Source organism: Microvirga sp. CF3016, from assembly GCF_036314085.1.
In the GTDB taxonomy this organism is placed as follows: Bacteria; Pseudomonadota; Alphaproteobacteria; order Rhizobiales; family Beijerinckiaceae; genus Microvirga.
This window is the reverse complement of record NZ_JAYGGM010000018.1, coordinates 43,259-57,619: the sequence shown is the minus strand read 5'-3', so window position 1 is coordinate 57,619 and position 14,361 is coordinate 43,259. Positions and strand designations below refer to the sequence as shown.

The window sequence follows — 14,361 nt, the reverse complement described above, 5'->3', positions numbered from 1 at the left end:
GGTTTCAGACGGACATCTTCGAGGCCGGACCTAAGAATTCCTGCAGCACGGCCTCAAGTTCAGAATAGGAATGGACGATGGGCCCTGCCCCGGCCTCGGTCAGAGCGGCCACGGGTTGGAAGCCCCAGGAGACGCCCACAGGCAGCACCGCGGCCGCGCGGGCCATGGCCATGTCGAAGCTCGAATCGCCCACCATGACCGTGTCGCCAGGCGTGGCTCCCACCTCCTGCATCGCCTGCAGGATCATGCCCGGATGCGGTTTGGAGGGGGCATCGTCGGCGGTCTGAATGACGGTAAAGACGTCGTGCCAGCCGTGCCGGTCGAGCAGATGGGCGACGCCGCGCCGGGACTTGCCGGTCGCGATCCCGAGCAGAACGTCCTGGCGAGTGCGGAGCCGTTCGAGGCAGCCCTCGACACCGGGAAAGAGCGGCTCCGCATTCGCTGGATCCTGGCGCAGGGTGAGGAAGGCGTCCTTGTAGGCGTCGACCAAGCTCTCGATTGGGCCCTTGGGCCCGACCAGAACCGTGAAGGCCTCCACCAGGGACAGACCCACGATGGAGAGCGAGCGCTCCCGGCTGGGTGGCTGCAGCCCATGAGCGGCGAACGCCATCCGCTGAGCGGACAGGATGATGTCCTGACTGTCGACCAGCGTCCCGTCGACATCGAAGAGAATGAGCTTCAAGGGTCTTTCCGGTCCGGCTGTGCCAGCGCCTCAGCTCTGCGGCTTGTCGGCGTGGCAGAACTGCGGTGTGTTCATGTTCCAGTTGCCGCACTTGTCGCAGGCCGTGGCGAGCAGGCCGAGACCGATCACGGCGGTGACGCGAAGAATACGTTTCATATGGGAGCCCCCTTGTGGGCGGCACCATATTCAATATTCCGCGCCCCTGCCAGAAGGCGTTTTCAGGAATCCCATGGACCGAGTGCCCTGAGCGAAATCGTTCAGGACGCCATGCGGCGGCTTCGCGCCTGCTCAGGCGGCCAGCCGCGTCTCCTGCTTCGCAACGATCGCACGAACATCGTCGCCATCGATCGTCTCATGCTCCAGAAGCGCCTCGGTGAGGGCATCGAGCGCATCGCGGTTGTCCTCGATGCAGGTCTTCGCGGCCGCATACATCTCGTCGATGATGCGGCGGATCTCCTGCTCGACCTCGCGCGGCAGGCTGTCGCCGGAACGGGCCACGCGGACCATGCCGATGGCCGGGCTCATGCCCCATTCGGTGACCATCTTGGTCACGATGTTGGTCGCGTGGGCGATGTCGCTGGCGGCCCCCGTCGTGACCTTCTTGGGACCGAACACCACCTCCTCGGCCGCGCGGCCGCCCATGGCGACGATCAGGTCGGCCTCGAGCTTCTCCACCGGGATGCAGAACCGGTCATGATCGGGCAGCCGCATCACGAGTCCGAGCGCCTGGCCATGAGGGATGATGGTGGCGCTGTGCACCTTGTCGGAGGCCGGCAGCAGGCAGGCGCAGAGCGCGTGGCCCGCCTCGTGGACGGCCACGAGCCTGCGTTCCTCGTCCGAGACGACCAGGGAGCGCCGCTCGAGACCCATGATGATCTTGTTGCGGGCTGCCTCCAGATGGTCTCGCGTGACCTCTTCCACGCCCTCGCGAGCCGCGAAGATCGCGGCCTCGTTCAGAAGATTGCCGAGATCGGCTCCGGAGAAACCGGGCGTTCCCCTGGCAATGGAGGCGAGGCTCACGCCGGCGGCGAGCCTCACGTTGCGGGCATGGACGTTGAGGATCGCCTCACGGCCTGAGATATCCGGGAGGCCGATGTGGACCTGGCGGTCGAAGCGGCCCGGACGCAGGAGCGCCGGGTCGAGCACGTCGACGCGGTTCGTGGCACCGATGACGATCACGCCGGCGGTGGTATTGAAGCCGTCCATCTCCACGAGAAGCTGGTTCAGCGTCGACTCGAATTCTCTGTCAGCGGCGGATCCGCCGCCGCCGCGTTTGCGGCCGATGGCGTCGATCTCGTCGATGAAGATCAGGCAGGGAGCCTTCTTCCGCGCCTGCTCGAAGAGCTTGGACACGCGACCCTTGGCGATGCCGATCAGGGGCGCAGAGAAGTCGCTGCCCGATACGGCCATGAAGGAGACGCCAGCCTCGCCAGCCAAGGCCTTGGCGATGAGGGTCTTGCCTGTTCCGGGCGGCCCGACCATCAGGAGGCCACGAGGAATGCGGGCGCCCACCTTCGTGAAGGCTTCGGAATCGCGTAAGAATGCGATCACCTCCTGCAGCTCGGCCTTGGCCTCTTCCTGGCCGGCCACGTCGTCGAAGCGATTGGGGATGCTGCGGATCACACGCGGCCAGCGCGAGGTCGGCTTGAAATCGGTCTGGATCGCCAGCATGACGAGCACGGCCGCCACGAGAACCAGCGGCACCAGGATACTGGCCAGATGGGCGGCGTCGAAGCCGGGCTTCTTGAAATCCACCTCTGCCCCGGCAGCCGTGATCCGCTCGATGTAATCGGCGCTCACCAGGCCGTTGGGCATGCGCACGAATACGCTCCGATCCGCCATCGAGACGGAAAGGCCGCCGCTCTCGATCAGAACCCGCTGAACCTTTTTCTGAGCCAGTTCCCGGGTAAACTCCGAATAGGTGATTTCGACAGGAGGCTCTGCCAGCAGGCGGGGACCGACGAACACAGCGGCCGCGATGACCAGCGCTAGGATGGCGGCTGAAACAGCCACGGTTTTCTTGGCCAGAACCCTTCTGGCTTTTTCGAGAACGTTGGTCACAGGCGGCGCCCCCATAGCGCGATATGAAGTTTTTTGGAGGTGCCGCTGTTTAGTCTATTTTGACGCAGATCGCAGTACGGCGAATGGGCACACCCACCGAACGGACGGGATCGGCCTCAGTTCAGCAGATCGCTGTATTCCTTGTGGCGGCGGATCCACGCCCAGGCGTAGCCGCAAAGCGGCGTGATCGTGCGGCCTTCCGAGCGGGCAATCTCGGCCACGCCGCGCATCAAATCGCCGGCGGCACCTGTGCCCCGCAAGGGCATGGCGGCCTCCACATGGCGAATCACGAGATCCGATCCACGCCGTTCATAATTGGCGAAGGCAATATGTCCGTTTCGCTCCAGTTCGAAGCGGTGGCGGGCGGCGTTGTCGCGAACATTGCTGCTCATGCTTCAACTCTCGTTACGAGACTTCTCTGGCACCAACGTGGTCCGGCGGGCAGCGTTCCGCAACCGGCCAAGCTCGGTACGAGGGTTGGGAACAATGCCCAATCGTATCCGGTTTCGAAGTGGCTCAATGGGGAGACCAACGGCATGCCGACCGTGTTCCTGGACTGCGATGGTGTCCTGGCCGACTTCGACAAAGGGGCTGCCCGGGTCTTCGGTATGCTTCCGTCCGAGTACGAGCGCCGGTTCGGCCTGAAGCGCTTCTGGTCGGAGCTTGCCGCCGCCCCGGACTTCTTCAACATCCTCGAACCCCTCCCGGACGCTATGGAGCTGTTCGAGGCCGTTCGCCATCTCGACCCTGTCATCCTGACCGGGTTGCCGCGCGGGAACTGGGCCGAGCCGCAGAAGCGGCGCTGGGCAGAGCGGCATTTTCCGGGCACGAAGGTGATCACCACCACGGCCGCCCTGAAGCGCGAACACTGCCATCCTGGGGATGCCCTGGTCGACGACCGGGAGAAGTATCGCCATCTCTGGGAGGGCGCCGGCGGCATCTTCATCCATCATCGGAACGCGACCACCTCGGTGAAGCGGCTGCGGGTGCTCGGCTTTATCTGAGCATCCCATCCTCAAGCCGCAGCTAGGCGCGCCTGAAGTCTCTCCTTCACCGCGGGCCATTCCTCCCGGAGGATGCTGTAGACCGCCGTATCGCGGATATGGCCGTCAGGCATGATCATGTGCTGACGCAGGATGCCATCGAGCTTGGCGCCCAGGCGCTCGATGGCGGCCCGGGACTGATCGTTGCGGGCATGGGTGCGGATCTCGACCGCGAGGCAGCCCAGAAACTCGAAGGCGTGCCGCAGCATGAGGAACTTCGCGTGCGTGTTGACGAAGGTCCTCTGCCAGGATTTGGCGATCCAGGTGGTGCCGATCTCGACCCGGTGATTGGCGGCATCGATGTTCATGTAACGCGTCGAGCCGACAACCCGGTTGCCGTCGTTCACCACCGTGGCGAAAGGAAGGGCAAGGCCGGCGGCCTGAAGCTCCAGGGCTTTCTGCACATAAGCTTCGAACCCTTCCGGCCGGGGCACCGTCGTGGTCTTCTTCTCCCAGAGTTCCCCGTCGCTCGCAGCGCCACCCAGGGCCGGGACATCGGCGAGGCTCAGAGGGCGCAAGGTCAGGCGGTCGGTGGAGAGGGTGACGGGCTCGATATGCAGCATGGAGAAAGTGCCTTTGCAGTCTGCTGCTTTGTCCCCGATTCAGGGACGGCCTGCAATGGCCAGGGCACCATCAGGAGGCTTCTCCGCCTCCTGACGCGGTCATCATCGTTCGAAAACGGTCAGCTCAGCAGATAGACGAGCCCCGGCAGGCTCACGGCCAGGGCAGCCAAGACCCAGGCGCCCACAGCGGATTCCCAAGCCACGTTACCTGTGGCGTTCCGCAATCTCTGAGCGCAGGTCCCCGCCTCCATCGTGCGCCCGCTTAGGCACGAGCAAAGCGCATAATGGGCCTGACCATCCGACAGGGCGAAGTACCGCATGGCATCGCCGAGCCGGTCGCTCGCCAGTCCATCCGCCCGCAGGACAGGGTCGTCATAAGCGACCGTGAGCGGCGAGTCGTCCTCGCGGACCAGAGCGCGCTCCGCCGGCGGCTTGTACTCGATTTCACCGAGAGAGCTGAGGCGGCGCTTGGGATCCCTTTCGAGCAGGTCGATCCAACGCTGGAGTCGTTCCTCCCGAGACAGGGGTCTCGGCTGAACGTCGGCTACGCTACGGAGCTGATCAAGAGGCTTGTGTTCCATCGATCTCCTCCTTGCCTGGAGCATCGGACCCAAAAGTGGATTTCACTTCTGGGATCCATCCGATGCTGCGCGCCATGCGCGGCGAAAGTGCGACAGGCAAGAAGAGCGAAGGAGGTAGGAAAGCTACTCTTCGGGCGCTTCGACGATGGGATCGTAGCGGCTCGTGTCCAATCCGAGGAGATTGAAGCTCTGCTGCATGTGGGGCGGCAGCGGCGCCGTCACATCGATGGGCTTTCCGGTTCGCGGATGGGCGATGACGATGCGGCGCGCAAGAAGATGCAGCTTGTTCTGAATGCCGCCGGGCAGCTCCCAATTCTCGATGTCGAAATACTTGGGATCGCCGACGATGGGATGACCGATATGAGCCGTATGGGCTCGCAGCTGGTGCGTGCGCCCGGTGACGGGCTTCAGCGACAGCCAGGCAAGCTTCTGCGCCGCCGTATCAACCACCGCGTAATAGGTGAGCGCATGGCTTGCGCCCTCATCCCCGTGACGGGCGACGCGCATGCGGGAATCGCCCTCGTCGCCTTCCTTGGCCAGATAGGTCGAGACCCGGCCCTGGCGAACGCGCGGCACGCCGGCCACCAGCGCCCAGTAGATCTTTCGCGTGGTGCGGGAGCGGAAGGACTTCGCCATGGTGGACGCGGCAAAGCGCGTCTTGGCGATGACGAGGCAGCCGGCCGTGTCCTTGTCGAGCCGGTGCACGAGGCGCGGCTTTTGCCCATCCTCGCCGGTCAGCGCATCGAGCATGCCGTCCACATGCCGCTTGGTGCCCGAACCGCCCTGGACGGCAAGGCCCATCGGCTTGTTGATGATGAGAACGTCCTTATCCTCGTAGAGCGTGATCGACTTGAGGAATTCGCGATCGTCCTGGTCCTTGGCCGCGCTGCGGGAAACCGGCCGCTGTTGATCGAGCTTCAGGGGCGGCACGCGAACCTTCTGGCCCGCCACCAGTCGGTCGTTCGGCTGCGCCCGCTTGCCGTCGATGCGCAGCTCCCCTTTGCGGACAATACGCTGGATGTGGGTAAAGGCGAGCTGCGGGAACCGGGCAACCAGGAAACGGTCGACCCGCATATCGGCCTCGTCCGGCTCGACCACGAGAGTCTGGACGCCCGTCGCCAGAACCTCCTGGGCAGCAGCCTTGGCCTGGGCCCGGGTCGGCTGGCGCGGAGCTTCCGCAGCCGGTTTTGTCTGCTGGGCGCGCTCAACGGGCTTCTCGCGCAATGCTGACGACGGACGCGTCTTGGCTGCCGCGGATTTCACGCTGCGTTGTTTCGCCGGGGCCGCCTTGCGTGCCGGCTTGTCCTCGCGCGAGCGAAAGCCCTGCCGGGCACCCGAGCGCCCAACACGGCCACCATTCTGTCCTGAACCGCTTTTTCTCATGGATGTGTGGGTACCAGAGCGCCGCGCGGGCGGCAATCGAGGTTTAGGCCGTGACCGCCCGGATGAGGCCGAGACCGGCGACCAGTCCGGCAATGGACAGAAGTACCGAAGCACCTACGTAGGCTGCCGCGAGTCCGACCTGCCCCCGCTCCCAGAGCATCACCGCATCGAGGGAAAAGGCCGAGAAGGTGGTGAAGCCGCCGAGGATTCCGGTGGTCAGGAAGAGCCGCAGGGGCTGGCTCCATCCCTCACCCGCCTTGAAGATGAGCCACGCGGTGAGAACTCCCATGACCAAGGATCCGAACACGTTGACCGTCAGCGTCCCCCAGGGAAATGCCGTTCCGCACATCCGGGCGCAGCCGACGTTCACCCCATGCCGGAGCGCGCCGCCGATTCCGGCACCCAGGAAGACGAGGAGATACGCCTTCATCAGCTATTCCTCGTCATCCCCACTCCGCCGCTCCCGACGCAGCCGCTCCCACCAATCGAGCCGCTTCCGGATCTCCCGCTCGAAGCCACGGTCGACCGGCTCGTAGAACTCCTGCCGGCCCAGCTTTTCAGGCCAGTAATTCTGGCCCGAAAACGCATCCGGCTCGTCGTGGTCGTAAGCATAGCTCTCGCCGTAGCCGATCTGCTTCATGAGCTTGGTCGGGGCGTTCAGGATCGTCTTGGGCGGCATGAGGGAGCCGTGCTCCTTCGCCACCCGCGTGGCGGCCTTGTAGGCCGTGTAGAGGGCGTTCGATTTGGGCGCGGTGGCGAGATAGACGGCGGCTTGAGCCAGCGCCAGCTCTCCCTCCGGCGAACCGAGGAAGTCGAAGGCGTCCTTGGCCGCGTTGGCGACGCCCAGGGCCTGCGGATCGGCCATGCCGATATCCTCCACGGCCGCTCGCACCAACCGGCGGGCAATGAAAAGTCGGTCCTCCCCCGCGTCCAGCATGCGGGTCAGGTAATAGAGCGCCGCATCGGGGTCGGACCCGCGGATGGTCTTGTGGAGGGCGGAGATAAGGTTGTAGTGGCCCTCCTGGCCCTTGTCGTAGATCGGGGCGCGGCGCTGGATGATCTCCTGAAGCTGCTCCGCGTCGAAGATCTCGCCGGGCTTGGCCGAGCGCCAGACCTCTTCGGCGAGCGTCAGGGCCGCGCGCCCGTCTCCGTCCGCCATGCGCACGAGAGACGCCCTCGCCTCCTCGTCGAGCGGCAGGCTTTTCCCCGTCACCTCCTCGGCCCGGGCCAGGATCTGCTCGATGGCAGGCTCGTCGAGGGACTTGAAGAGCAGCACCCGGGCGCGGGAGAGCAGCGCGGCATTCAGCTCGAAGGATGGGTTTTCCGTGGTGGCCCCTACCAGCGTAATAGTGCCGTCCTCCATGACCGGCAGGAAGGCATCGAGCTGGGCCCGGTTGAAGCGATGAATCTCGTCGACGAAGAGCAAGGTGCCCTTGCCGATGGAACGGCGATGGCGTGCCGCCTCGAAGACCTTCTTGAGATCCGCCACGCCGGAGAAGATCGCCGAGATCTGCTCGAAGTGAAGATCCGTCTCGTGGGCAAGCAGGCGCGCGACCGTGGTCTTGCCTGTGCCGGGCGGCCCCCAGAAGATGAGGGACCCCAGCGTCTTGGACGCGATGAGTCGGGACAGGATGCCATCCGGCCCCACAAGGTGGTCCTGGCCGACCACCTCCGAGAGCTTGGTCGGGCGCATCCTGTCCGCCAGCGGACGGGGCGCGTTCTGATCGAGGCCGGCGGATGAAAACAGGTCGCTCATGGTGGTCAGGGACTCAGGGACAGCCCTTCATCCATACCCGATCTCGATCCCGCCGTCCCGCTTATCGCCCGAGCACCGTCGTGAAGACCCGCCCGCCCCGGCTGACCGTGATCTCCCAGTAACCACCGTTGCGGTTGATCATGCGGTCCGCGTCCTTCGTAGACGCCAGGCGTTCACCGTTGATAGCGACGATCTGGTCACCCTTTTCAAAGCCGACGCCGGCGGCGACGCTGCGATCCTCCAGATCCGCGATGACCACGCCGTCATCCGCGATGTCGATCTGCAGCTCGTCGGCGACGGCGGGCGACATGTTCACGAGCGTCGCGCCGGCGAACGGTGTGCGGGTCCGACCGCGCACGGGCTCCCGTGGCGGATTCTCCGGCGGAGGGGCAAGCTTCACCGGGATCGTCGTCTGCTTGCCGCTTCGAAGCACGGTGAGAGGAGCCTGTCCCTGGGTTCCCTTCAGGGTGAAGCGGTAGCCGAAGGAATCCGGGTTATCGACCGGCTGCCCGTCGACCGCCAGAATGGCATCGCCCCGTTTGAGACCGGCTTCGGCGGCGGGTCCCCTCTCGTAGACCGCCGTCACCAGAACGCCCGTCGGACGCTCCAGGCCGAGGCCGGTCGCGATGTCCCCGTCGACCGGCTGGAGCCGCGCGCCGAGCCAGGGCCGAACCACGTTCTTCGAGCCGCCCTTCGCGGAATTCAGCACCACCCGCACCATGCTCGACGGCACGGCGAAACCGATGCCGATGCTGCCGCCCGAGCGGGAATAGATCGCCGTGTTGATACCGACCACGCGGCCGCTCATGTCGATGAGAGCGCCGCCCGAATTGCCTGGATTGATCGCTGCATCGGTCTGGATGAAGAACTGATAGTCGGAAATGCCGACCTGCGTGCGGGCGAGAGCCGAGACAATGCCCTGCGTCACCGTCTGGCCGACGCCGAAGGGATTGCCGATGGCGAGCACCAAGTCGCCGACCTGGAGCGCCTCGGAATCGCCGAGCTCGACGGCCTGGAGGTTCGTGGCATCCTTCAGTTTCAGGACGGCAATGTCGGTGCGCGGATCGCGCAGCAGGATGTCGGCCGCGAATTCGCGTCGGTCGGCCAGGGCGACCTTCACCTCGTTCATGTTCTCGATCACATGGTTGTTGGTGATCACGAGCCCCGACGGGTCGACGATGACACCGGAGCCGAGGGAGCTTTGGGACCTGCCACGGGGAACGCCCGGGGCGTTGTCGCCGAAGAAGCGCCGGAAATACTCCTCCATGGCTGCATTCTGCCGGCGCTCGGAGCGTGTGGCATAGACATTGACGACGGAACCCGCCGTCTGGCGAACAACGGGCGCGAAGGAAAGCTGGACCTGCGCCTTGCTGTCCGGGACTACGCGCTGCGTCTGAGCCTGTGCTCCAGCTACCCCGAGGGCCAGGAGGACAGCGGTCAACGACAGGCGAAACATCGAACAGGGCATAATGGTCGAATCCTTTGATCAGCGACGTCTTTCGATAAAGGGCAGAACCCGAAATACCAAATTCCGCAGCATTAAGACGAAGATTCGAAACAAAAAGGGCGGCCCGAAGACCGCCCTTGATGAAAACCTTTGGAGTCGAGAGCTTACTCGGCTGCCTCGACGATCTCGTCCTTCTGGGTCGGGCCCGAATCCTGGCCGCGCGCATCCACGTCGCGGTCGACGAACTCGATCACCGCCAGCGGGGCGTTGTCGCCGTAGCGGAAGCCGGCCTTGAGGACGCGGGTGTAGCCACCGTTGCGGTCCTGGTAGCGCTTGCCCAGCACGTCGAAGAGCTTCTTGACCATCGCATCATCGCGCAGCTTGGACATGGCGAGGCGGCGGGCATGCAGGTCGCCGCGCTTGCCCAGCGTGATCAGCTTCTCGACGACGGGACGCAGATCCTTGGCCTTCGGCAGGGTCGTGACGATCTGCTCGTGCTTGATCAGCGCAGCCGCCATATTGGCGAACATGGCCTTGCGGTGTTCGGTCGTGCGGTTGAAGCGACGACCACGGAATCCGTGACGCATTGGCTTTCTCCTTGATCTTCCGGCCGCCGTGCCAAGGGACGGACCGTCTCTCTTTTGATACCGCCCTTATTGGGCGGGGCAGATGAAGGAGCCGCCTTTCCTAAACGGAGGCGGCTCCGACGAACTTAGTAATGCTCTTCGAAGCGCTTCGCGAGGTCTTCGATGTTCTCCGGCGGCCAGCCCGGCACGTCCATGCCGAGGTGGAGGCCCATGCCGGCCAGAACTTCCTTGATCTCGTTGAGCGACTTGCGGCCGAAGTTCGGGGTGCGGAGCATTTCCGCCTCGGACTTCTGGATGAGGTCGCCGATATAGACGATGTTGTCGTTCTTCAGGCAGTTGGCCGAACGGACCGACAGTTCGAGCTCGTCCACCTTCTTGAGGAGCGCCGGGTTGAACGGCAGCTGCGGCGCGGCAGCGGCAGCCTCTTCCTTGCGCGGCTCTTCGAAGTTGACGAAGACCTGGAGCTGGTCCTGCAGGATGCGGGCGGCATAGGCCACGGCATCCTCAGGCGTCACGGCGCCGTTGGTCTCGACGGTCATGATCAGCTTGTCGTAGTCGAGGATCTGGCCCTCGCGGGTGTTCTCGATCCGATACGACACCTTCTTCACCGGGCTGTAGAGCGAGTCGACCGGGATCAGGCCGATCGGAGCGTCCTCGGTACGGTTGCGCTCGGCCGGAACGTAGCCTTTGCCGGTGTCGACCGTGAACTCCATGCGGATCTCGGCGCCCTCGTCCAGGGTACAGAGCACGAGTTCGGGGTTCAGGATCTGAACGTCGCCGACCGTGTTGATGTCGCCAGCCGTAACGGCGCCGGGGCCGGTCTTGCGCAGCGTCATGCGCTTCGCGCCCTCGCTCTGCATCTTGATGGCGATCGTCTTCACGTTGAGGACGATGTCCGTCACGTCCTCACGGACGCCCGGGATGGACGAGAACTCGTGCAGCACGCCGTCGATATGGATCGCCGTCACTGCAGCGCCCTGGAGCGACGACAGGAGGACCCGGCGCAGGGAGTTGCCGAGCGTCGTGCCGAAACCACGCTCGAGCGGCTCGGCCACGACCGTTGCAATGCGCTTCGGATCGTCACCGGGGGCGACTTCAAGCTTGTTCGGCTTAATCAGCTCTTGCCAGTTCTTTTGGATCACAACCACACCTCATGAGGTACGGCTTGAAGGGAGGTTTTCGACCAACCCTTTAAACCGGAACGCGCGTGGGCCCGAGACCCACGCGCCGGATAACCTTAGACGCGGCGACGCTTGCGCGGGCGGCAGCCGTTGTGCGGGATCGGCGTCACGTCACGGATCGAGGTGACGGTGAAGCCGGCCGACTGGAGGGCGCGCAGAGCGGACTCACGGCCGGAGCCGGGACCGGACACCTCGACCTCGAGGGTGCGCATGCCGTGCTCGGCAGCCTTTCGGGCCGCATCTTCCGCGGCGATCTGCGCCGCATACGGGGTCGACTTGCGCGAGCCCTTGAAACCCATGGCGCCAGCCGAGGACCAGGAGATCGTGTTGCCCTGGGCGTCGGTGATGGTGATCATGGTGTTGTTGAACGAGGCGTTCACATGCGCCACGCCGGAAACGATGTTCTTGCGTTCGCGGCGGCGGACGCGGGTAGCTTCTTTAGCCATTCCAAAGATCCTTCAAGCGCGCCCGTCATTCCAGGCGCTCGGGAGAAAGGGCCACCCCCCAGGGGTGGCCGACAGAACTTACTTCTTTTTGCCGGCGATCGGCTTCGCCTTGCCCTTGCGGGTACGGGCGTTCGTGTGGGTGCGCTGGCCGCGGACGGGCAGGCTGCGGCGGTGGCGCAGGCCACGGTAGGCGGCGAGGTCCATCAGGCGCTTGATGTTCATGGACACTTCGCGGCGAAGATCACCTTCGACGATGTAGTCGCGGTCGATCGTCTCGCGGATGGCCAGAACCTCGGCGTCGGTCAACTGGTTCACGCGGCGCTCGGCCGGGATGTTGACCTTCTCGATGATTTCCTGGGCCTTCTTGGGGCCAATGCCGTGGATATACTGAAGCGCGATCACAACGCGCTTGGCGGTCGGGATATTGACGCCTGCAATACGGGCCATCGTCCGTCTCCATGTAGGAAGCAAATGCTTCGGGTTATGATTATCGCGCGTCCGGTGGAGGCCGGCCCCTGCGCGGGTTAGTTATGCCAAACACAACAATCCAGAGCGGCCTCTCAGGAAGCCCTCTGGATATGCAGGTTCTTGTGCAAGAGCTTGCCCCTAACGGAAATTAACCCGTCCGTCAAGCCCTCACCCTCAACGACCCAGGATAGTCTTGATCGCCTCGGTCACATCATCGATGGGTTTCATGCCATCGACGGTCTTCAGCATGCCCTTGCCTTCGTAATAGGCCGAAAGCGGAGCGGTCTGCGTGCGATAAGCCTCGAGCCGGGTCTTGAACACGTCCGGATTGTCGTCCTTCCGAACCGGCTCCCCCCGGGCCTCGGTCTCCTTGGCACGCTTGACGATCCGGTCGACCAGCTCGGCCTCGTTGACCTTGAACTCGATGACCGCGTCCAGCTTGAGCCCCTTCTCGGCCAGCATGGCGTCGAAGGCCTTAGCCTGGGCCACCGTCCGCGGGAATCCGTCCAGGATGAAGCCGTTCCTGGCGTCGCTTTCCTCGATCCGGTCGGCGATGATGCCGACGACGATCTCGTCGGACACGAGATCCCCCCGGTCCATGACGGCCTTGGCCTGGAGGCCGACCGGCGTACCGGCCGCCACGGCTGCGCGGAGCATGTCGCCAGTCGAAAGCTGGGGAATTCCCAGCCGTTCGACCAGACGCACGGCCTGAGTGCCTTTTCCGGCCCCCGGCGGCCCCAGCAGAATCATCCTCATCGACGCCCCCCTGACTTCGTCGAGTGTGCCCGCCTTGTGGCGAGGTGTTGAACCTTAGCGTCTACGCGCACCCTTGAGCTTCGCCTTCTTGACGAGGCCCTCATACTGATGAGCCAAGAGATGGCCATGCACCTGCGCGACCGTGTCCATGGTAACAGACACCACGATCAGAAGCGAAGTGCCGCCAAAGTAGAATGGCAGCGCCGCATAGGACACCAGCAGTTCGGGAATCAGGCAGATGATCACCAGATAAGCCGCGCCCAGCACAGTGATCCGGGTGAGGACCTGATCGATGAAATCGGCCGTACGCTCCCCAGGGCGGATGCCCGGAATGAACCCACCCTGCTTCTTCAGGTTGTCTGCCGTCTCGGTCGGATTGAACACGATGGCGGTGTAGAAGAAGGCGAAGAACACGATCAGCGCCGCATACAGGAACATGTAGGCGGGCCGGCCATGGCCGAGATAGGCCGTCAGCGTGGCAATGAAGCCGGTGCCGTCCGTGCTGGACTGGAAGCTCGCAATCGTCGCGGGCAGCAGCAGAAGCGAGGACGCGAAGATCGGCGGAATGACGCCCGAGGTGTTCAGCTTGAGCGGCAGGAACGACGTCTGGCCCTCATACACCCGGTTGCCGACCTGGCGCTTCGGATAATTGATCAGCAGACGGCGCTGGGCGCGTTCCATGAACACGACGAAGTAGATGATCGCCACGGCCATCACGATGACGCCGAGGATCAGACCGGTCGAAATGGCTCCCTGGCGGCCGAGCTCGAGGGTGCCCGCGATGGCGGACGGGAGGTTGGCCACGATGCCGGCGAAGATGATCAGCGAGGTGCCGTTGCCGATCCCGCGGGACGTGATCTGCTCGCCGAGCCACATCAGGAACATCGTGCCGCCGGTGAGCGTGATGACGGTCGAGATGAGGAAGAAGGGCCCTGGCGCCTGCACGATGGTGCCGGAGCTCTGCAGGCCGACGGCGATGCCCCAGGACTGGAACACGGCCAGGAACACCGTGAGGTAGCGAGTGTACTGGTTCAGGATCTTGCGACCGGCCTCCCCTTCCTTCTTGAGCGCTTCGAGGGAGGGCAGCACGGAGGTCAGGAGCTGGACGATGATGGACGCCGAGATGTACGGCATGATGTTCAGGGCGAAGATGGCCATGCGCTCCACGGCGCCGCCCGAAAACATGTTGAAGAGGCCGAGCACGCCGCCGCTGGCGTTCTGGAAGCTCTGCGCCAAGGCTTCCGGGTTGATACCGGGCAGCGGAATGTAGGTGCCGAGACGGTAGACGATGAGGGCGCCCAAGGTGAACCAGATGCGCTTCTTCAGCTCATCGGCCTTGGCGATGGCGCCGAAATTGATGTTTGCCGCAAGTTGCTCGGCTGCTGAGGCCATAGTGGTGTCCCCGAA

At 64.3% G+C, this 14,361-nt stretch carries 17 protein-coding genes; 1 reads left to right on the top strand and 16 read right to left on the bottom strand.

Going from position 1 to position 14,361, the window contains the following annotated elements:
• Positions 1–4: 4 nt before the first annotated feature.
• From VB672_RS21855 to VB672_RS21840, 4 genes are all read right to left on the bottom strand, one after another.
• Complete coding sequence (locus VB672_RS21855; RefSeq protein WP_329786313.1) at positions 5–682, bottom strand: HAD-IA family hydrolase; 678 nt, start codon at positions 680–682, stop codon at positions 5–7.
• Between the two features lie 30 nt (positions 683–712).
• The gene (locus VB672_RS21850) at positions 713–838 is read right to left on the bottom strand and encodes a hypothetical protein (protein ID WP_329786312.1); all 126 of its coding nucleotides are present in this window, start codon (positions 836–838) and stop codon (positions 713–715) included.
• Between the two features lie 132 nt (positions 839–970).
• Entirely contained in the window at positions 971–2,743 is a 1,773-nt protein-coding gene (gene ftsH / locus VB672_RS21845; protein ID WP_329786311.1) for an ATP-dependent zinc metalloprotease FtsH, read from the bottom strand.
• A gap of 116 nt (positions 2,744–2,859) precedes the next feature.
• On the bottom strand, positions 2,860–3,135 hold the full coding sequence (locus VB672_RS21840) for a GNAT family N-acetyltransferase (protein ID WP_329786310.1): 276 nt from the start codon (positions 3,133–3,135) through the stop codon (positions 2,860–2,862).
• A 144-nt stretch (positions 3,136–3,279) separates the two neighbouring features.
• Here VB672_RS21840 and VB672_RS21835 point away from each other — a divergent pair, with 144 nt between their 5' ends.
• Complete coding sequence (locus VB672_RS21835) at positions 3,280–3,747, top strand: 5' nucleotidase, NT5C type (protein WP_329786309.1); 468 nt, start codon at positions 3,280–3,282, stop codon at positions 3,745–3,747.
• Between the two features lie 11 nt (positions 3,748–3,758).
• Here VB672_RS21835 and VB672_RS21830 read toward each other — a convergent pair whose 3' ends face one another.
• From VB672_RS21830 to secY, 12 genes are all read right to left on the bottom strand, one after another.
• Complete coding sequence (locus tag VB672_RS21830; protein ID WP_329786308.1) at positions 3,759–4,349, bottom strand: GNAT family N-acetyltransferase; 591 nt, start codon at positions 4,347–4,349, stop codon at positions 3,759–3,761.
• A 119-nt stretch (positions 4,350–4,468) separates the two neighbouring features.
• Positions 4,469–4,930 (bottom strand): hypothetical protein, encoded by a 462-nt coding sequence (locus VB672_RS21825; RefSeq protein WP_329786307.1) that lies wholly within the window; start codon positions 4,928–4,930, stop codon positions 4,469–4,471.
• 123 nt (positions 4,931–5,053) lie between these two features.
• On the bottom strand, positions 5,054–6,313 hold the full coding sequence (locus VB672_RS21820; protein ID WP_329786306.1) for an RluA family pseudouridine synthase: 1,260 nt from the start codon (positions 6,311–6,313) through the stop codon (positions 5,054–5,056).
• A gap of 43 nt (positions 6,314–6,356) precedes the next feature.
• Positions 6,357–6,743 carry a fluoride efflux transporter CrcB gene (crcB, locus tag VB672_RS21815; protein WP_329786305.1) on the bottom strand — a complete coding sequence of 129 codons (387 nt, stop codon included), beginning with the start codon at positions 6,741–6,743 and terminating at the stop codon, positions 6,357–6,359.
• 3 nt (positions 6,744–6,746) lie between these two features.
• Entirely contained in the window at positions 6,747–8,069 is a 1,323-nt protein-coding gene (locus tag VB672_RS21810) for a replication-associated recombination protein A (RefSeq protein ID WP_329786304.1), read from the bottom strand.
• 61 nt (positions 8,070–8,130) lie between these two features.
• The gene (locus VB672_RS21805; RefSeq protein WP_329786303.1) at positions 8,131–9,537 is read right to left on the bottom strand and encodes a Do family serine endopeptidase; all 1,407 of its coding nucleotides are present in this window, start codon (positions 9,535–9,537) and stop codon (positions 8,131–8,133) included.
• 143 nt (positions 9,538–9,680) lie between these two features.
• Positions 9,681–10,103: a 50S ribosomal protein L17 gene (gene rplQ, locus VB672_RS21800; RefSeq protein WP_329786302.1), complete on the bottom strand. Its 423-nt coding sequence runs from the start codon at positions 10,101–10,103 to the stop codon at positions 9,681–9,683.
• 125 nt (positions 10,104–10,228) lie between these two features.
• Entirely contained in the window at positions 10,229–11,251 is a 1,023-nt protein-coding gene (locus VB672_RS21795; RefSeq protein ID WP_329786301.1) for a DNA-directed RNA polymerase subunit alpha, read from the bottom strand.
• 89 nt (positions 11,252–11,340) lie between these two features.
• Positions 11,341–11,730, bottom strand: coding sequence for a 30S ribosomal protein S11 (rpsK, locus tag VB672_RS21790; protein ID WP_009764323.1), 390 nt, complete (start codon positions 11,728–11,730; stop codon positions 11,341–11,343).
• Between the two features lie 78 nt (positions 11,731–11,808).
• Entirely contained in the window at positions 11,809–12,177 is a 369-nt protein-coding gene (gene rpsM, locus VB672_RS21785; protein WP_183450896.1) for a 30S ribosomal protein S13, read from the bottom strand.
• A gap of 195 nt (positions 12,178–12,372) precedes the next feature.
• Positions 12,373–12,954, bottom strand: coding sequence for an adenylate kinase (locus VB672_RS21780; protein WP_329786300.1), 582 nt, complete (start codon positions 12,952–12,954; stop codon positions 12,373–12,375).
• Positions 12,955–13,008: 54 nt separating this feature from the next.
• A complete protein-coding gene (secY, locus tag VB672_RS21775; RefSeq protein ID WP_329786299.1) occupies positions 13,009–14,346 on the bottom strand; it encodes a preprotein translocase subunit SecY in 1,338 nt (445 codons plus the stop codon).
• Positions 14,347–14,361: the final 15 nt, after the last annotated feature.